The sequence below is a fragment of the Oerskovia sp. Root22 genome, from assembly GCF_001429135.1.
Lineage (GTDB): Bacteria > Actinomycetota > Actinomycetes > Actinomycetales > Cellulomonadaceae > Oerskovia > Oerskovia enterophila.
Genome location: NZ_LMIL01000001.1, coordinates 803,733 through 821,386, shown reverse-complemented (window position 1 = coordinate 821,386; position 17,654 = coordinate 803,733). Strand labels below are relative to the sequence as shown.

Genomic DNA, 17,654 nt, shown 5'->3' with positions numbered 1-17,654 from the left:
GGTGGGTGCGCTGCTCCTGCCACCGGTCTGATCTGCGGCAAGCGACGCTCGCCTACTGGTTGCTCAGCTGTAGAGGGACTTCACGGTCGCGGCCGCGGCAGCGAGCGTGGCCTTGGGGTCGGCGCCTTGGGCGATCGCCTGCATCGCGTCTTGCACCGCCGTACCGACCTCGGCCGACCGCTGGATCACCGGTACCAGGAACGTCTCACCGGCCTCCGCCACGGACACGAACGCGGTGGAGTCGTAGCCGAGCTTCTCTCGGGCCTTGAGCGCAACCTGCGTGCCCGACTTGAGAGCGGGGAAGATCAGGCCCGCCTCGCCGACCTTGTCCTGGCAATCGGCCGAGGCAAGGTACGCCACGAACTGGTATGCCTCGTCTGGGTGCTTGGTGCCCGCCCAGATCGAGTCTGCCAGGCCGTTTGTGGAGGCGAAACGGCCCACCGGGCCCTGCGGCACCGGAGCGAACGCGAAGTCCACTGGTGCTGAGTCGCCGAGGTAGGCCGATGCCATCCAAGAGCCCTGGATCGTCGAGGTGGCGTTCTCGTTCTCCATCACGGCCTGGGTGCCGAGGGTGGACGTCTCGTCGAAGTGGGGTGCGTACCCGTCATTGATGAGCTGCTGCAACCAGACCGCGGTCTCGACCAGGGACTGGCCGGCGTAGTCCGGCGCCGACTTCCCGTCACCGAACGTGAAACCGTTTGAGTGTGCGAAGACCCCCCACCCGTTCTGTCCGATAGCACCGTCAGCCCATTCTGGGTAGTACCCGTAGCGGACCACGTCGCCGCTGTCGAAGGCTGGGTCCAGGCCGTTGCGGCCTGCCGAATCGATGCTCGTAGCGCGGACGAATTCGCCGAAGGTGCCGCCGTCGGTCGGGTTCCACGTGAGTGAGGCCATGTCCTTCGTGGTGAAGCCTGCGTCCTCGGCCGCGGCGACGTTGTACAGCAGTGCGACGGTGTCCCAGTCCTTGGGCAGCCCGTAGCGCGCGCTTCCCTCGGTCCACCGGTCAGCGAGCCCTTCCGTGTAGTCGCTGAAGTCGATGTCAGAGGCGTTGACCTGCTCCGAGATGTCCAGCAACTGCTGGTTGTCGGCGAACTCGCGGAAGTAGGAAATCTGGTTGACGAAGATGTCGGGGGCCGTGCCGGCGGTGATCTGCGTGTTGAGATTTTGCCAATACTGGCTCCAGCCAGTCTGGGTGATCTTGACGGTGATGTTCGGATTCGCCTCGGTGAAGGCGGCTGCACAGGCCTGGTAGAGCGGGACCTGCTGGTCATCCCACATCCAGTAGTCGAGGCTGACAGCACTGCCCTGCGAGGAGCCCCCGTTTCCTGAGGAGCACGCGCTCAGGGCGAGCGCCGATGCGGCCCCGATTGCCACGAGTGCCATGGTCTTCTTCATAGCTATTCCTTTCGTTCGGACTGCCGTTCGAGTCAGGAGTCGGGGATCTACTTTCCGCCGGAGAAGTTGAGGGATTGGACGAGCTGGCGCCCCAGGAAGATGAGAATGAGCAGCACCGGGATCACCGAGAGGGTTGAGCCAGCCATCAGACCCGTCCAGTCCGGTCGCGTGTTGGGTGACTGTTGCTGGAAGACGCCGAGCCCCACGGTCAGGACTCGCGTTCCCTCAGCGTTCCCCGCGACCAGTGGCCACAAGTACTCCTTCCACATGCCGACGAACGTGATCAGGATCATCGTCGCCAAGGGGCCGCGGCTCATGGGCAGCGCGATCCGCCAGAACCGGCCCAAGGCGCCCACGCCATCCAGCATCGCCGCCTCTTCAACGTCGCGTGGGAGAGAGAGGAAGAACTGCCGCAGGAAGAAGATCGCGAACGGGCTCACCAGCAGCGACGGCGCCACCAGAGCGAGCATCGTGTTAAGCCAGCCGAGCTCGCGCATCAACGCAAAGTTCGGCAAGAGCGTGAAGATCCCAGGAATCATCAGGCCGGCAAGGATCACCGCGAAGATCGCCTCACGTCCACGGAAGTGCAGCCGAGCGAACGCGTAGGCCGCCGCAGCGCATGAGAGCGTCTGCACGAGCGCCACCGACCCGGCGAACACGAACGAGTTCATCGTGTAGCGCAGGAAGTCGATGCTCGCACCGGTGCCACCGGCCGCGACGGCTTCCTCCACGCTCGTCAACCCCAGAACACGACGAAAGTTCACGAGGGTCGGGTCGGACGGCCACAACCGGTTCGCGTCCCCGATCAGGTCCGATGCTGGCGTGAAGGAGGTCCGCACCATCCAGTAGAACGGGAAGACCGTGGCGAGAACCACGAACAGAAGCACGAACCAGGCCATAAATCGACCGGGCGCCCATCGCCGACCCGTGAGAGGAGGACGGCGACGCGCGGACACGTTGGCAGATGCTGCTGCAGGGGCACTAGGGACGACGGCAGTCATGCGAGATCCGATCGGTTGGCGCGCATCATGCGCAGCTGCACGTAGGTCAGGGCGCCGAGAATCACCACCAGCAGAATCGAGACCGCGGAGGCGTACCCCATCCGGTGGAACGAGAACGCCAGCTGGTAGATGTAGTAGTAGATGACCCGCACCTCGGGGATCGGGTTGTTTCCATACCCGACTTGGACCAGGTCGAACACCTGGAACGAGCCGATGAACGAGACGACCAGCACCAGCGCGATCACCGGGCGGATGAGGGGAAGCGTCAGCCTGAAGAACATCCGACTCTCGGACGCCCCGTCGATCGCGCCGGCCTCGTACAGTTCACCCGGGACCTGCAGCATTCCGGCATACAGCAAGAGCGCTGTGTAGCCCAGACCGGACCAGACCGAGATCGCCACGATGATCCACAGTGCCGCGCTCGGGTTGTAGAACGTGACGCCGTGGACGCCGAGCGAGTCGAGCAGATTCTTGAGGTACCCGACATTCGCGTCCAGCAGCCAGCCCCAGATCAGGGCGATCGCGACGTTCGGCACGAGCCAAGGAAGAAGCAGCACCGAGCGCATCCACGTCTTCAGGTGCAGGCGCTGCATCAGAGCGGCCAGGACAAGTGCCAGGACCATCACCAGAATGATGTTTGCCACCGCGAAGACCGCGGTGATCCGCAGCGAACTCCATACCTGCGGATCGGAGGCCAACTGCCGAAAGTTCTCCAGGCCAACGACCTCCGGATCACTCAACAGGTTGAAGTCCGTCAGCGAGTAGAACGTTCCACGGATCGTTGGGTAGATCCAAAACACCGCGAAGCCGAACAGCGCAGGCAAGAGAAGAAGAGCCGCCACCCAGCCCTCGCGACGGCGCCAGTGGCGCCTCGGGCGTGGCGCGACAGGGCCGGCCGGGCCGTCATGGGGTTGACCGGAGTCGGTCGACCTCTCGAGCAGTCTCGTCACTGAGAACCTCCTGGGCTGATCGTTGCCCGCGTACTAGGCGCGACAGTTATGCTAGGTAGTTACTAGAATCATGTCAAGCGGCTTGCTAATCATCGCGCGCGGATCGTGCGCGTGGTGTGGTACAGGTAGTCCACGAGGGCAGAGGAGTGCTGTGGAACAGGTAGGGACCATCCAGGTTCGGGGTTACAACCTTGAGCGGACGCTGAGCGCGATCCGGTCAAACGGTCCGTCGACCACCACGCAGCTCACACAGGTCACCGGGCTTTCGCGCCCGAGCGTCAACTCTCTGATGACTGAGTTGATAGGCCTCGGCTGGGTAGAGGTCATTGAGCCGGTACTCGACGGCCAGGGAGGTCGTCCCCCACAGCGTTTCGCGTTCCGCAGCGGTGCAGGGTTGCTGCTGGGCCTGGACATCGGCGTGCACCGGGCTACGGCGCTGCTGACGGACCTGTCCGGGACGGTGCTTCAGGAGCGTGAGGTTGCGGTCGCTCCAGACCTGCTACCTCCTGAGCGACTGGCTGTTGTCGACCGGACCATCGCCGAGGTTCTCGCTGAGCACGGCCGCTCGGCCAAGGAGGTGTGGTCGGTTGGGGCGGCTGTCACAGGGCCGGTCGATGCCGCAGGGCGCACCTCACTTTTCAGCCCGCTGCCCGCCTGGACCGACGTCGACCTGGTGGCTCATCTGGGGGCGACCTTCGACTGTCCGATCCTGGTGGAGAACGACGTCAAGCTCGCGTTGCTCGCTGAACACGAGTGGGGGGTGGCCAAGAGCGCGCGCGACATCGTCTACATCCTCGCCGGCCTGCGTACAGGAGCTGCCGCTTTCGTGAACGGCGACCTCGTCAAGGGACATGCTGGTGCTGCCGGCGAGATCGGTCGACTTCCTGTGGTCCGCTGGCACAAGGCCATCGGCATCCTGCAGGGTGATCGGGTCGTCGCCGACGCCGCTGACGACGCAGCTGCCGCGGCGGCGACTTTTGACCTGGCACGCCGTGGCGACGCCGACGCACGCAGGTTGGTGCGCCAGTACGCCCGAGCGGTGGCCACGGGAGCCTCCGCCCTGGTGTTGACCCTTGACCCGGAGGTTGTGGTGCTGGGAGGTGGCAACACGCCTTGGTCGGAGCTTTGGGTGCCAGAGTTCTCCGCCATGGTCGGACGGAGCGTCATCCGGATGCCTGAGGTTCGCGTCTCGACGCTGGGGAGCGACCACGTCGCGCGCGGGGCCATCAAACTCGCCATGGACCAGATCGTTGTGACGCACCTGACCGGCGGCGTCAGGCCCGCGCATCCCCAAGGTGTCAGCGGAGCTAAGGCCGAACCGATGCTGGGCTGAGGCGGAGCGAGCCGCATCCATGCAGGTGGCTGGGGTGGTCGAAGGCCCGGGCCTGACTCACTAACTGAGGCCTAGGATGCGGCGCGCGTTGGAGCTGTACAGGGCAGTCAAGAGTTCCTTGGGCAGGTCGGCGCCCGAGATGGCCCACCGACCTTGCGGTGGCACGAGCGCGCCAGGGGCATACTCGAAGCTCTCGTCACCCGTTTCCAGGAAACGGAAGTAGGTCTCCAGTCCGCCTCGCTCGAGTGGGAAGACGTCCGTCCCAAACAGCACACGGTCGGGGAACTCGGTGAGCAGTTGACGAAAGCGTCTCGGTTGCCGCCCTAGCTCAGCCAGCCGTCCGGCGATGTCCACCACAAAGTTGGGCAGTTCTCTCAACAGGCGCGAGACATGAGCGAGGTCCTCGGCCACGCATCCGACGTGGGCGCCGATGTAGGTCGTGCCCGGAGTGGCGCGTACGAGCGACTCCAGAGCTTCGAGCAGTCGGAAGAAGGAGGGGTAGACCGACCGGTCTGCGAAGGACCACGTTGGCTGACCCGCCAACTCGTCGAACCGCTCGTTGCGGGCATCGAGCGGCTCAAAGAATGCCACGGGGTCTGCCACATGGATGAGCACTGGGAGCCCAAGCTCGCCCGCTACGGCAAGGATCTCGACCACCCTGGAATCATCCGGCAGCACGAGCGACCCCTTGGCATCACGGACTGCGAGGCCGAGGTTCTTCCAGACCTTCACCCCTTGAGCCCCTCGGCTCGCCGACTCGCGGAGCTGGCCCGTGAGCCGACGGACGCCATCGGACTCAGCCAGCAAGGGCCAATCAATCTGGCAAAAGGTCACAAAGCGCTCGGGGTGGGCTCGGTCGTAGCGTTCAAGGTTGGCTTCCAACCTCTCGCCCCACAGCCCGTCGAGATTCACCATCGTCATCAGGTTGGTCTCGTCCATCAGGGCGAGGAGGGCGCCCACGTCAGGGGCGCACCAGTCATCTGTCAGCCAGCGGCCAAGATGGTTGTGGACGTCTACTGCCGGGATGCCAGCGCGGGCTACCAGGGTCTTCTCGAGGCGTAACTGCGACCGCGGAGCCCAGTCGGCTAAGCCTAGATCAGGCACCGGGACCACGTTGGGGCTAACCCCCAGGGCGTCCGCGAGCGACACTGCTCCCACCTCCGTGCGTGATTCTGAGAGAAAACATCTTGTTTCAGGCAGAGTCTTGCATGCCGAGTCGAGATGCGCCAGGATCAGATCATGGTTCGCATCGCCTTCATCGGAGCAGGAAGCGTCGTCTTCACCCGCCAGCTTGTGAGCGACATCCTGCGATTCCCAGAACTAGCGGGTGTCCACCTGGCCCTGCACGACATCGATGTCGAGCGCCTCTCCATGGCCTCGGCGTCAGCGCAGCGCATTGCGGAGCAACTCGGTGCCACCGCTGAGGTCAGCGCCACAACTGACCGGCGTGAGGCCCTGGCAGGGGCGGACTTCGTCGTCAACATGGTCCAGGTTGGGGGAGTAGAGGCCACACTGCGTGACCTGAACATCCCGGCCCGGCATGGCTTGCTTCAGACGATCGGTGACACGACCGGTGTGGGAGGGATCTTCCGCGCCTTGCGTACGTTTCCCGTGCTCGAGGCGCTGACTGAGGACATGCGCGAGCTTTGCCCTGCCGCATGGCTGCTCAACTACACCAACCCCATGGCCATGAACGTGTGGTGGGCTTCCGTCGTCGCCCCCGATATCAAGGTCGCCGGCTTGTGTCACAGCGTGTATTGGACGGCGCATGATCTGGCTGCGCTCGTGGGCGTACCCGTCGAGGAGACCCAGTTCCGCGCCGCTGGGATCAACCACCAGTCATGGCTCCTGGAGTGGACTCACCGAGGCGAGAGCCTCTACCCGCGCCTGCGGGAGGTGATCGCTCGCGATCCTGAGTTGGAGCGACGCGTCCGTGTGGAGATCTTCCGCCGTGTCGGCTACTACCCTACGGAGACCAGTGAGCACTCGTCGGAGTATCTGTCGTGGTTCCTGCGATCGGCGGACCAGATCTCCCGCTACCGTCTCACCCCCCTGGAGTATGCCGACATCAGCCGTGCCAACCTCGCCCAGCTGGACGAGACCCGGCGTATCCTCGCGGCGGGTGAGAACTTCCTGCTCCAGGAGGGTGCGAGTGAGTACGCGCCTTTGATCATCCATTCCCTCATCACCGGCACCCGGCGGGAAGTTCACGTCAACGTGCCCAATGTCGGCCTCATCGACAACCTGCCCCAGGGGGCGGTTGTCGAGGTTCCCGCGATCGTCGACGGGTCCGGGCTGCAACCCATAGCGATGGGCTCCCTGCCACCGCAGTGCGCGGCGGTGAACCAGCCATACGCGTCGGTTGCCAGCCTGACGATCGAAGCGGCACGCCGTGGCGACCCCCTGCTCATCCGTCAAGCCGCGCTGGTCGACCCCAACACGTCCTCGACGCTAACGCCCGAGCAGATCTGGGCCGTGTGCAACGACCTCGTCACCGCCCACGGTGACCTGCTCCCACCGGCGCTCCGACGACAGGTCCCCGTCGACAACATCTGAGTCGAAGCGTGGGTTGCCCGGTTGCGCGCGAGGCGTCGGCGCGCGATCCCCCGATGTTCAGCACCGCGAGCTACGAGGCCGTCCAGCTCATCACGCAGAAGCGCTACGGGACGGCGTTCGCATACTCGATCGGCATCCTCGTCGTGTGCGTCGCCCTCGCCTACGTGGGCTACCGCTGGGGCGCCTCGCTCTGAGGAGCCGGTTCGTCGCCGCCGGCACGAGCGAGAACCCCCGCCGTCGGGTAGTGGCCACAGCTGGACCTGTAGTGCTCGCCTTGTGGGGGACTTGGTGAGCTCAAATGTGAAGTACTGCCCGGTCCTCAGTCCCCGTGGCAGTACGCCGCGTAGGTTTTGTAGTTCTCTGCACGCACGGTGCCGTGTTGCAGCGTCGGATCAGGATTGAGATATGACGTAAACATGTATTGCGAGAGGCGTATTCCAACACCATCAATGGCTTTCATGTATTCCTGCATCCGAGTAGGCGTGATCGGCGCGTCCCCGTCGGCACCGGGCCCTGGTGTATACATCACCGCCCATACATCGGCATCGTAGCGGGCGGCTTGGGCCTTCGCCTGGCGCAGTGCTCCGGCGACGGTTGAAGGTGACCACGCCGTCATCTTGTATCCGTCTTGAAAGTTCCATACGTCAATCCCTGCTTCACGCATGACAGGCTCGAACTCACGAACGAACGTCGACGGGCTCTTCTTAGCGGTGATGGCTGTCGGCATTGACGGCGAGGACATGACAGAGATCGTCGGATAGTGCTGGTGGAGGTGATCTGTGATCATCCTGATCCATTGGCCTTGTCGCGCCGCGATGTCTGGGCTCGTGATCGTCTTGTAGTTTGGTTCGATCGGTAGGTGCCATCCGTCAATTGCTGTCCCGAACTTCTCGTAGAGATCGTCTGCAAGGAGCATCGTGTCGTGCGCAAGTTCGTTGAGGAGCGTGTCGTCGGTTAGCGATGCCGTGGTCGAGAAGATGCCTGGAGCTACCAGGAGACCCATCCACAAGTCCAGAGGCCTGCGTTCGATTGCCTTGACCAGTGTTGGAACCGCATCGTTGAAGGTCCCGAAGCCGAGGCGAGGGCTTGCGGAGTAGGCGGCGACAGTACCAGTAGCACCGCGGAAAGCGCTCCACTGCATTATGACACTTGTGATCCCGACCTCCTCGCCAGCTTCGAGCATGAAGTCCACCTGCTCAGGGCTCTTGCCGGAGAACCAGTACGGATCTATGAAGCTGTGCGTGAACCCAGGATTCACACGACAGACATTCAGCGGACTCGTCGTAGCGACTGCAACGTCGGAAACCCGTTCTTGAAGGCTCCCCATATCGCCGCCACCGACGTGGTGCGCCGTTCCTTCTGGCAGCGCGGCAGCACTGGAGAGCGGGGCTGCGAGAGCCAGAAGCGACGCATCTCGTAAACGATGGGCGGGACGTCCAGTGCGAGCAAGAGGGTGGGCCTTCATCGTCATAACGCCTCCCTAGCGTGGTGTTCTACTTCCGGGCCAACGTGCGAGATCGCCGCGAACCGGACTATGATCCTGGACTCAACTCGTCGACGACCGCTCCTCTTGGGCGGGCCGCTTCTTGCGCCAGTTGCTAGGTATGCGCGAACACCCGGGGCCCCACCAGAATCTCATCGGATCGGCCGACGAGCGCCAGGTCAGGAGAAGTTTCACCCGCTGGATACCTGCGCTGCCACCGCTGGTCCGTATGGGTCCTGCTTGCGCTGTTCGCCGTGCACTTTTCCCCCTTCACCACGGGCAGGTTCATCTCGTCTGGGATCTACCTCGCGGTAGCGGCCACCGTTATCACCATTCAGCATAAGCAACTCTGGCCGACCCTCAGCGATGCCTTCCATTACATGCCCACAGCCCGGTAGCCCGACCCTTCGCGCCCGCCGCCTATCACGGCACCCCGCCCACGATTCCGGACCTGACCACGTAGAGCACGGTCGGTGGGCCACGCGCAGCGTGCAGGACGGGGCGGTGTCGGGCTGTTCCTTGCGGTCGAGGGCGATGCGGTAGACGTTCGGCCGTTCGGTCTGGAGGTCGGTGAACAGCGGGATGTGGGTCTCGTCTGTCGGTCTGCTGTGGAGATGGTCAGGATTTCGTCTTGGGTGTCGCCGAGCTCTGCCGGGTGGGTGCGGGCGGCAGTGTTCAGCAGCAACCACACATCGGCGAAGGTTGGCGTGCTCATGGCTTCATGATCACCCGCACGGCCCGCCGTGGCAGGTCGGGCTGTGGCGGGTGCCCCCTCATGGGTGGGGGTCGTGGTCGGTGCTCTCGTCGCGGAGGAGTGCTTCGATCTCGTGGCGGTAGTAGCGGCGGTGTCCGCCGAGGGTGCGGAGTGTGGAGAGTTTGCCGGCCTGGGCCCAGCGTCGGACGGTCTGGGGACCGACGCGGAAGATCTGGGCCACCTCACCGGCGGTCAATAGGGCGCGGTGGGCCTGGAGCATCGGGTCCTCCGAGTCGGGGCCGTGCAGCATGGAGCCGCGGCGAGGGTATGGCGGGTGGTCTCGCCCCGGGGCTCAGGGGGTCGGTCCCCGGGGCGAGACCCGTGCCGCCAGCTGGTGGTGGGCGGTGCCCTGAAGGAGGGCCGCTTCTTGAGCCAGCTCCCGGGTGCACGCGAGGCGCCCCGTGGCCATATCAGTATCTCACCATCTCGGGCGGGCTGCGCAACCTCCGTTGCCACTGGGTGAGGGCCGGGCGTCTGCCTCAAGTGGCGCGACACGCCGAGCCTGGATCAACCGAAACTAGTCACCGAAACCAAAGTGGACCGAAACCGCCTATGGATCGTTTTTGGTTGATCGGGTAGAATGGGTCCATATCGAGGAGGGTGTCGTGGCCAAGTTGAGCGCTGCTGAGATCAAGGGTGTCAAGGAGCGTGAGCGCCGCGTGCGTGCGGCGGTGCACAGTGGCGAGATGGAAGGTCTGAAGGTGACGCCGGCCACGCGCCGCGATGCCGACGAGTACGTGGCTGGGCGGATCACGTCTGACGAACTTGTTGCGCGCGCTCGGGCTCGCTACGGCCTTGACTGAGTTCGTCGATCCCTACCTCGACCCGCAGACAGGGCTGCTGCGCAACCTTGTCGGCGCGCGGACCAAGGAAGAGTTGGACAAGGTCGAGGGGGACCTGGTCTTCACGCGCCTGGTGCCGCTCATGGAGCAGCCGGTGGCTGCGACGGGCGACCTGCGTGAGTTGCGTGCGATCCACAAGCACCTGTTCCAGGATGTCTATGAGTGGGCGGGTCAGCTACGCACGGTCGACATCCGCAAGAACGTTGAGGGCGCACAGTACTTCCTGCCGTTCTCGATGATCGAGCGTGCCGCTGGCTATGCGGCCGGTGAGCTCGCGCAGGAGAGCGGGCTTCGCGGTCTTGGCCGTAAACAGTTCGTCGACCGCCTCGCCTATCACTACGACCAGGTGAACTACGTCCACCCGTTCCGGGAGGGTAATGGTCGGGTACAGCGAGTCTTCTGGGACCGTGTTGCTCGCGGTGCAGGTTGGACGTTGGACTGGGAAGACGTGCGTGGAGAGGTCAACGACCTGGCATCGCGAGCGGCCTCCGACCAGCAGGACTTTAAGCCGCTGAAGCAGATGTTCGCCGCCATGGTCACCCCGCTCGTGGACGACCCTGAGACTGCTGGTGAGCGCGCGGCACGAATCGCCCGTCTGGCGTTCCCGGCCCCGGCCCGTGAGGCCGTGGCCACCGGGCCGACCGCGCCGGACCTCGATGCGTCGAGCACGCCGCCTGCCCACGCGCACGTCCGCACCCAGAGGCGCGAGGTCGAGCGATGAGTACGGTCATCGGGTACGCGCGAGTCTCCACCCGGGAGCAGACCCCCCAGGCTCAAGAGGCCGCGCTGAAGGATGCGGGCGCGGTGCGGGTCTTCGTCGACCACGGAGAGTCCAGCCGGCGCACGGACCGCCCCGCGTGGGGGGCGTGCTGGGACTACCTGCGTGAGGGCGACACCCTGTTGGTGTGGCGCCTAGACCGGTTGGCCGGCACGACGTCAACCGCGATCGAAGTCATCACTGCCCTGCACGACCGAGGCGTCAACATCAAGTCGTTGACCGAGCCCGACGTCGATACCACCACCCCGATGGGCCGTGCCCTGTTCGGGATCGTGGCGGTCTTCGCACAGCTACGCGTGGACACCATCCGGCAGAACACCCGCGCCGGCCTGGACGCGGCCCGGGCCCAAGGCCGGGTCGGGGGACGCCCCACGGTCATGACACCCGAACGCACCGCCGAGGCAGCACGCATGCGCGCCGGCGGGCACTCCCTCGCACACATCGCAGGGGTCCTCGGCGTCGGCGCATCCTCCGTCTCCCGCGCCCTAGCCAAGGCCGGTTCCGAAGACTCTCAGGTGGCCAGCTAGTGGAACTGCTTGGAGCCGTTCGTCCAGGAGCTTCCACGTCCCGAGTTCTCGGCACATGGCGGCCGGAGTCCCGGCTGGACGCATCTCGGGCGACGGAAAGGCACTAGAACTGGTACGGATCGCATTGGGAAGCAAGTTCGTTGAACTCCGCGCGGCGCTGCTGATAGTCCATCTCGTCGGCCGCCGTCGTCGCTGGAGTTGTCTCGAGCCGAATGACGGTTCCGTTGATCGCCAGATCGAGGTAGCTGAGGGATCCACCAGACTCGTATCCCGGCGTTGTGATCACCAGCGACAGAATGCCTTGCGCTGGCACGACCCCGTCTCCTTCCCAGCAGCTCCTGCTCTGATCGGGGTCCGGGGCCGCCTCAAGTGAGACTGAGCTGACCTGCGCTGATGTTCGCCCGGAGTTCCGAATCATGTATCCCATCACGCCGTAGGGGCCGTCTTCTCCGAGAATCAGCGGCGACGCCGTGATGGGAACGAGGGTGAGCACAGGCCGGTCTGTATGAGTGCGCCACTGGTCATAGCCCGCGGTGAGCAGGAGAGTTGCCACGACACTGGCAAGAGCGACCCAGAGGTCACGCTGCTTGATCTTTCCGCTCCCCTTGTCGCGGCCTAGCTTCCGGCCCATGCTCCTTGTCGACACTGCGGCATCGTAAGGCCTCCGACCTCCGTCGGCGGAAGGGTCCAGGCTGTGTTGCGATGTCCCTCGCCGCAGTGCTCTCAGAAAACTCCCGATGCCTGGTGGTCGACAACGACCCCCAAGGCTCCTCATCGTGGTGGGCCGAGCGCGCAGGGGAGGGGCTTCCGTTCGACTTCGCTGCAGAGACCGACCCCCGCAACCTGTCCCGCATGCGCGAGCTGCCCTATGACCTGATCATCGTCGACACCCCTGGATCCCTCGAGTCAGGCGACGTCCTGTCCGTCCTCTTCGAGGCCGCCGACTTCGTCGTGCTGCCCACCGAGTCCGAAGCCCTTGCCTTCCCTCCGCTCATCAAGACCATCCAGTCCCTCGTCCTCCCAGCGGCAAGGACTACCGGGTCCTGCTGAACAAGCTGGACCCTCGATCACCCAGCGCAACACTCGACGCCCAGCAACTCATCGACGGGGCAGGCCTCAAGCGATTCGCACACGGTGTCCGGGACTACGACATGCACAAGAAGGCACCGCTGCGCGGTGAAGTCATCACCCAGTACAAGGCGACCTCACGTGCCGACCTCAAGGCGATCGACGACTACCGACGCGTCACCCTCGAACTGATGGCGATCTGGGCGAACGCCCCCCAACTTACGGCGGTGAACTAGCGACATGGCAAAGATGTCACTGACCTCACTCTTGGACGGCGCGTCCACGCAGGCACCCCACGAGACCGCTGAGATCAACGAACCGATCACCTCGCCGCCGACCCCGGCCATGGTGACTGCGCCTGAACCGCCACCAGCCTCACATGAGGCCACCCCTGTCCCTGCTCCCGCACCAGTCACCACTCCACCCGCGAACAGTGGGAGGCAGCCCAACTACCTCGCCCTCGAGCGGAAAGAAACACGACTTCGCTTCGGCCAGCTCGACGACCTCACCGAGATCCGTCGCCGTCTCAACAAGAACCGCCAAGGCCGCGGCGAACGCCTGACCGAGAACACCCTGATCCGCATTGCGATCGACCTCTTGCTCACGCGAGCCAACGACCTCGCCGGCTCAACGGAAGCAGAGCTCCGTAAGTCTGTAGGTCTGTCCACCGGCGGCCGCCCACCCCGACGGAGCGCGGACGCCGGCGCCCCTCAATGACTCAGTTCGAAGACGAGAGAGCGACCATTGGAGCCGTCACTGAGGTGATGGGCTCGCTGGACCGGCCCAGCTTTGGCGGCGGTTGGTCTGGGGTCCTCGACGCGAGGGCGTTGTTTGTGCCGAGCGGTGTTCGGGGCGGGGCGGGCCCGCACCCTGTGCCCGCGACTGCGTCGCGGGTGTTGGTGGCCACGGTGTGGCCGGGTGTTGTCGCGCTGCGCGCGGGGTTTTCTTCCCCTCCTGGCTCTCCATCATCGCCCGCGCGACCCTGCGCGCTACCGGCCTCGCTGAGCGTCCCGGCCCGTCGAAACTCGTGGCGCTCCGGTCGCTGCGCTCCCTGAGCTCGCGCCACGAGCCCCGCCGTTCCGGGCCCGGCCGGTTGCACTCCGGGCCGCTTGTACGGGCGGTGATTACGGCGCCAGGGTCCGGGACCACCTAGACCACTCACCTCCTGTGCGGAAGGGAACCACTCATGAGTGCCACTGTTGAGGTTGCTGTTGTGTCGGGGCTGTTTGCGGATCTTGACCCGCGCACGCTGCTGATCGAGGCGAACGTCCGCGCGCAGGTGAACCTGGATGCGCAGTTCATCGCGTCGCTGCGGGAGCACGGGGTGCTGATGCCGGTCCTGGTCCAGCGCACCGATCAGGGGCTGGTTGTGCGGGCGGGTCAGCGCCGGACCTTGGGTGCGATCGAGGCCGGGCTGGTGACGATCCCGGCGCGGATCGTGGACGGGGACCAGGACCAGGACCAGGCCCGGCGCATCCTGGAGCAGATGGCTGAGAACGACGACCGCCGCGACATGGACGACGCCGACCGCGCCGCCGCCTACCAGCAACTCTCCCTCCTGGGGGTCAGCGCGGGGGCGATCGCGAAGAAGCGCGGAACCACGAAGGAGGCCGTGCAGGCCGGGATCACGGTCGCAGGCTCGGCAGCGGCCACGACCGCGTTGGGGGAGTACGACCTGACGTTGGGGGAGGCGGCGTTGTTCGCGGAGTTCGAGGACGACCAGGACGCCACCGACACGCTCACGCGCAACGCGGGGAAGTCTTGGGGGGACCTCAAGCACACCGCTCAGCGGATTCGCGACCAGCGCACCGAGGCCGCAGCGGTCGCCGCGATCACCCAGGAACTGACCGAGCGTGGCGATCATCGCCCGCGCGGGCAGTTACTGGGACAAGCCCACCTACCGCGCCCTGGAGACGCTGCGGGCCAAGGGGGAGAAGGCCGCCCTGGCCCCCACCGCGCACTCCTCGTGTCCCGGGCACGGCGCCTACATCGACTGTGACGGTGAGCCGGTCGCGGTGTTCGTCTGCACCGACCCCAAGGCCCACGGCCACCTCAAGGCCGCGACCCCCATCGACCCCGACGCCCCGGTGGCGGTGAAGGCGCCGGTGGATGAGGAAGCCCGGGCCGCGCGCCGGGAGGTCATCGCGAACAACAAGGCGTGGCGATCGGCTGAGGTCGTGCGCCGGGAGTGGTTGGCCGCGTTCGCCGCCCGTAAGACCGCCCCGAAGGGCGCCGCGGAGTTCATCGCCCGCTTCCTGGTCTCCGACGTCTACATGCTCTCCAAGGCCGCAGACAAGCGCCACGCCCTGGCCGCCGAATGGCTCGGCTTGAAGGTCAGTGGCTCCTTCGGCCCGGCCCGGGCGGACTTCGCGGCCCTGACCGCCAAGGCGGGTCCGGCTCGCGCGCAGGTCATCACCCTGGTCTTGATCCTGGCCGCGATCGAGGACAGCACCGGAACCCAGACCTGGCGCGGGACGAACGCCCTGACCATCGAGTACTTCCAGATGCTCGCCCAGTGGGGGTATGACCTGGCCGAGGTCGAGCAGATCGTGGCCAACACCAAGTAGCCGGGATGGTGCGGGGCCGCAGCACACCTGCGGCCCCGCACCGAACGGGGAGAACAGGCTGTGGACTCCAGGCCCACCGGCCCACCTGCGCGCGCTAGCTGCGCCGGCCAGCCCATCGAGGGCCGGCTGGCGCACCGGGGGACTGCCGTCCCCCGGCCCCCCGCCTGCGCGCGTGGTCACCACCGTGTTGCCCCTCGCCCACCTGGGCACGCCCCGAGCTCCCAACGCTCCGCGGCTCAGCGCGCACACACGTGGACGACGGGACCCAAACGACCACCCGCACACACCCGCCAGGTCACCACCTGCTGCCGGGTCACCGACATCACCGGTGCCTGTGCACGGCCTCCGGAAGGGGTCGACATGTCAGATGGTCAGTACTAATATTCTGCCGTAGAAACGTTTCCACGGAGGTGTGGGATGGTGGCCACGATCAAGGATGTCGCGGCGCGGGCAGGGCTCTCTGTCGGCACGGTCTCACGCGTGCTGAGCGGTAGTAGCAAGACCTCGGCGGACTCGCGACGGCGGGTGTTCGCTGCGGCCGGCGAGCTGGGCTACATCGCTCACGGTCCCGCGCGTTCTCTTCGTCGTTCGAGAACTGACGTCATCGGGCTGTTGGTCTCCGATATCCGCAACCCGTTCTTCTCTGAGCTTGCTCATGCTGCCGAGAGGGAGGCCGCTGGTCGCGGGTACACGGTGCTGTTGGCGAACGCCGATGAGGACCCGATGCAGGAGGCCGGGTATCTGCGGGCCTTCGCGGGGCAACGCATCGATGGGCTTGTGCTCGCGCCCCAGGGGGGCGACTCGCCGCAGTTGCTGAAGTTGCGGGCGTCGGGCCTTCCTCTGGTTCTGGTGGATCGCACGCTTGATGGCGTTGCGATCCCGTCGATCACGACCGACAGCGCGGCAGGGGTGCGGCTCGTGCTCGACTGGCTCCGTGCGCGCGGTCATCACGAGGTTGCGTACGTGGGGGGGCCCGCGTCCCTGTCTACCGGGGCTGAGCGGCGCGAGTCTTATCTGACAGGGCGCGCGGAGGTTGGTCTGTCGCTTGACCCTGCCCTCGTCGACGAGGGCGATTTCCGGGTCGGTTCGGGTGCTGAGGCCATGCGGCGCATCCTTGGCCGCGGGGCCCGGCCCACGGCGGTCTTCGCCGCTGATGGCCTGATGACTCTTGGAGCGATCCAAGCACTTCGGGCTGAGCTCGGTGATGCCTCCTACGGTGTGGATCTGGTCGCTTTCGACGACCTGGATTGGTTCTCGATCGCTTGGCCACCGATCTCCGCAGTCAGGAACGACGCTGCGGAGATCGGTCGGCGCGGAGTCGCGGCCCTCGTCGACCTCATCGAGGGTCGCCAGGTGTCCTCGCAGCGTGTGCCGGTGACATTCGTTGACCGGGCGGAGCCGGGCGCATGAGCCACGGCCGCCACTCGCCCCAGCCCTGCGCCGTTATCGAGCACGGCAGCCCGCATGTTGTCGTGATGGGCAGTGTCAATGGTGATGAGAGGGTCCGCGTACCGGCCCTCCCGAAACCGGGCGTCACCGTCCTGGCCACCGCTACGGATCGCGCGCTCGGCGGCAAGGGTGCAAATCAAGCGGTCGCTGCCGCTCGAGCTGGTGCGAGGGTACGCATCGTGGGTGCCGTCGGGAGGGTTGACGGTACCCCCCTGCTTGACGAGCTACGTGCTCACGGTGTCGATACTTCTGGGCTTGCCTGTGTACCGGGAACGGCGAGCGGCCGGGCTATCGTCCTCGTCGACGCAGAGGCCGAGAACACGATCGTCGTGATTCCGGGTGCCAACCACGCCCTCACCAGCGACGTGGTGCGCGAGGGATGCGCGGCCCTATCCCCAGGGGATGTAGTGGTCCTCCAGCACGAGATCCCGCCGCCCATCTCACGCCTCGCCGCCCGGCTGGCGCGTGCCGCGGGCGCCACAGTGGTCTGGAATGCCGCACCGGCACCTGTCAGCCTCAACGAGCTGGTGCCCAACGTTGACTTGCTCGTCGTCAACGAGCACGAACTCGCCGCTATCGCCGCCCTGCTTGGCGTGGACACCGCGGCACCGCACGAGCAGATTCGGGGCGTCGCCGACCGTACAGGCAGCGACGTCGTGTGCACCCTCGGCGCCCGGGGCGCGATCTTCTGCCACGACGGCAGTACAGGAGCGATGCCGGCTCGGCGGGTCGATGCCGTCGATACCACTGCAGCTGGCGACACGTTCGTCGGATACCTCGCCGCCCTCGCTCACGAACCGTTTGAGCATCGCCTGCGCACCGCCCTTGCCGCAGCTTCCCTCACAGTCACCCGGCCAGGTGCTGCCTCATCCATCCCCACCTATCTCGAGGTCACCTCACCGCACCAGCCCCGCGGAGCCACCGCACATGAAGGACCCCAACAATGAACGG

20 protein-coding genes are annotated in these 17,654 nt (G+C 65.7%); 13 read left to right on the top strand and 7 right to left on the bottom strand.

Translation table 11 applies throughout. The features are described from left to right. Positions 1–63: 63 nt before the first annotated feature. The 3 genes from ASE15_RS03475 to ASE15_RS03465 all read right to left on the bottom strand — a co-directional run bounded on the left by ASE15_RS03475 (position 64) and on the right by ASE15_RS03465 (position 3,346). Complete coding sequence (locus tag ASE15_RS03475; RefSeq protein ID WP_056761300.1) at positions 64–1,395, bottom strand: sugar ABC transporter substrate-binding protein; 1,332 nt, start codon at positions 1,393–1,395, stop codon at positions 64–66. 47 nt (positions 1,396–1,442) lie between these two features. Next, the gene (locus tag ASE15_RS03470) at positions 1,443–2,294 is read right to left on the bottom strand and encodes a carbohydrate ABC transporter permease (RefSeq protein WP_056761297.1); all 852 of its coding nucleotides are present in this window, start codon (positions 2,292–2,294) and stop codon (positions 1,443–1,445) included. 98 nt (positions 2,295–2,392) lie between these two features. After that, the gene (locus tag ASE15_RS03465; protein WP_082618157.1) at positions 2,393–3,346 is read right to left on the bottom strand and encodes a carbohydrate ABC transporter permease; all 954 of its coding nucleotides are present in this window, start codon (positions 3,344–3,346) and stop codon (positions 2,393–2,395) included. A 151-nt stretch (positions 3,347–3,497) separates the two neighbouring features. On the opposite strand from ASE15_RS03465, the gene ASE15_RS03460 reads away from it, so the two are divergent. Continuing rightward, positions 3,498–4,679, top strand: coding sequence for an ROK family transcriptional regulator (locus tag ASE15_RS03460; protein WP_056761293.1), 1,182 nt, complete (start codon positions 3,498–3,500; stop codon positions 4,677–4,679). Between the two features lie 60 nt (positions 4,680–4,739). Here ASE15_RS03460 and ASE15_RS03455 read toward each other — a convergent pair whose 3' ends face one another. After that, positions 4,740–5,828, bottom strand: a complete 1,089-nt coding sequence (locus tag ASE15_RS03455) for an amidohydrolase family protein (RefSeq protein WP_056761291.1) — start codon at positions 5,826–5,828, stop codon at positions 4,740–4,742. A 90-nt stretch (positions 5,829–5,918) separates the two neighbouring features. Between ASE15_RS03455 and ASE15_RS03450 the strand changes: the two genes are divergently transcribed. Together ASE15_RS03450 and ASE15_RS20715 are read left to right on the top strand one after the other, a co-directional pair. Further along, positions 5,919–7,235 carry an alpha-glucosidase/alpha-galactosidase gene (locus ASE15_RS03450; protein ID WP_056761540.1) on the top strand — a complete coding sequence of 439 codons (1,317 nt, stop codon included), beginning with the start codon at positions 5,919–5,921 and terminating at the stop codon, positions 7,233–7,235. Between the two features lie 53 nt (positions 7,236–7,288). Further along, positions 7,289–7,429, top strand: a complete 141-nt coding sequence (locus tag ASE15_RS20715; RefSeq protein WP_157277119.1) for a hypothetical protein — start codon at positions 7,289–7,291, stop codon at positions 7,427–7,429. Positions 7,430–7,554: 125 nt separating this feature from the next. Here ASE15_RS20715 and ASE15_RS03445 read toward each other — a convergent pair whose 3' ends face one another. Beyond that, complete coding sequence (locus ASE15_RS03445) at positions 7,555–8,706, bottom strand: DUF4434 domain-containing protein (RefSeq protein ID WP_157277118.1); 1,152 nt, start codon at positions 8,704–8,706, stop codon at positions 7,555–7,557. Positions 8,707–9,491: 785 nt separating this feature from the next. Further along, positions 9,492–9,692, bottom strand: a complete 201-nt coding sequence (locus ASE15_RS03440; RefSeq protein ID WP_056761535.1) for a BldC family transcriptional regulator — start codon at positions 9,690–9,692, stop codon at positions 9,492–9,494. Between the two features lie 385 nt (positions 9,693–10,077). Here ASE15_RS03440 and ASE15_RS21415 point away from each other — a divergent pair, with 385 nt between their 5' ends. The 3 genes from ASE15_RS21415 to ASE15_RS03425 are packed head-to-tail and all read left to right on the top strand — an operon-like array spanning position 10,078 to position 11,619. After that, positions 10,078–10,275, top strand: a complete 198-nt coding sequence (locus tag ASE15_RS21415) for an antitoxin VbhA family protein (protein ID WP_056761283.1) — start codon at positions 10,078–10,080, stop codon at positions 10,273–10,275. Beyond that, positions 10,268–11,035: a Fic family protein gene (locus tag ASE15_RS03430; protein WP_200960500.1), complete on the top strand. Its 768-nt coding sequence runs from the start codon at positions 10,268–10,270 to the stop codon at positions 11,033–11,035. Before ASE15_RS21415 ends, ASE15_RS03430 begins: the two co-directional genes overlap by 8 nt. Next, complete coding sequence (locus ASE15_RS03425) at positions 11,032–11,619, top strand: recombinase family protein (RefSeq protein WP_056761279.1); 588 nt, start codon at positions 11,032–11,034, stop codon at positions 11,617–11,619. The genes ASE15_RS03430 and ASE15_RS03425 overlap by 4 nt, the downstream gene beginning before the upstream one ends. Positions 11,620–11,722: 103 nt before the next feature. Here ASE15_RS03425 and ASE15_RS03420 read toward each other — a convergent pair whose 3' ends face one another. After that, positions 11,723–12,265 (bottom strand): hypothetical protein, encoded by a 543-nt coding sequence (locus ASE15_RS03420; RefSeq protein ID WP_157277117.1) that lies wholly within the window; start codon positions 12,263–12,265, stop codon positions 11,723–11,725. 56 nt (positions 12,266–12,321) lie between these two features. Between ASE15_RS03420 and ASE15_RS03415 the strand changes: the two genes are divergently transcribed. The 7 genes from ASE15_RS03415 (at position 12,322) to ASE15_RS20225 (ending at position 17,650) form a co-directional block, all read left to right on the top strand. After that, entirely contained in the window at positions 12,322–12,669 is a 348-nt protein-coding gene (locus ASE15_RS03415; RefSeq protein WP_157277116.1) for a ParA family protein, read from the top strand. Between the two features lie 101 nt (positions 12,670–12,770). After that, positions 12,771–12,923: a hypothetical protein gene (locus ASE15_RS20710; RefSeq protein WP_157277115.1), complete on the top strand. Its 153-nt coding sequence runs from the start codon at positions 12,771–12,773 to the stop codon at positions 12,921–12,923. A gap of 4 nt (positions 12,924–12,927) precedes the next feature. After that, positions 12,928–13,404: a hypothetical protein gene (locus tag ASE15_RS21130; RefSeq protein WP_200960499.1), complete on the top strand. Its 477-nt coding sequence runs from the start codon at positions 12,928–12,930 to the stop codon at positions 13,402–13,404. A 469-nt stretch (positions 13,405–13,873) separates the two neighbouring features. Beyond that, the gene (locus tag ASE15_RS03410) at positions 13,874–14,686 is read left to right on the top strand and encodes a ParB/RepB/Spo0J family partition protein (RefSeq protein WP_082618154.1); all 813 of its coding nucleotides are present in this window, start codon (positions 13,874–13,876) and stop codon (positions 14,684–14,686) included. 16 nt (positions 14,687–14,702) lie between these two features. Then, entirely contained in the window at positions 14,703–15,254 is a 552-nt protein-coding gene (locus tag ASE15_RS21035; protein WP_056761267.1) for a hypothetical protein, read from the top strand. Between the two features lie 420 nt (positions 15,255–15,674). Continuing rightward, positions 15,675–16,664 (top strand): LacI family DNA-binding transcriptional regulator, encoded by a 990-nt coding sequence (locus ASE15_RS03400; protein ID WP_235534116.1) that lies wholly within the window; start codon positions 15,675–15,677, stop codon positions 16,662–16,664. Then, a complete protein-coding gene (locus ASE15_RS20225; RefSeq protein ID WP_082618152.1) occupies positions 16,661–17,650 on the top strand; it encodes a ribokinase in 990 nt (329 codons plus the stop codon). The genes ASE15_RS03400 and ASE15_RS20225 overlap by 4 nt, the downstream gene beginning before the upstream one ends. The last annotated feature ends 4 nt before the right edge of the window (positions 17,651–17,654 follow it).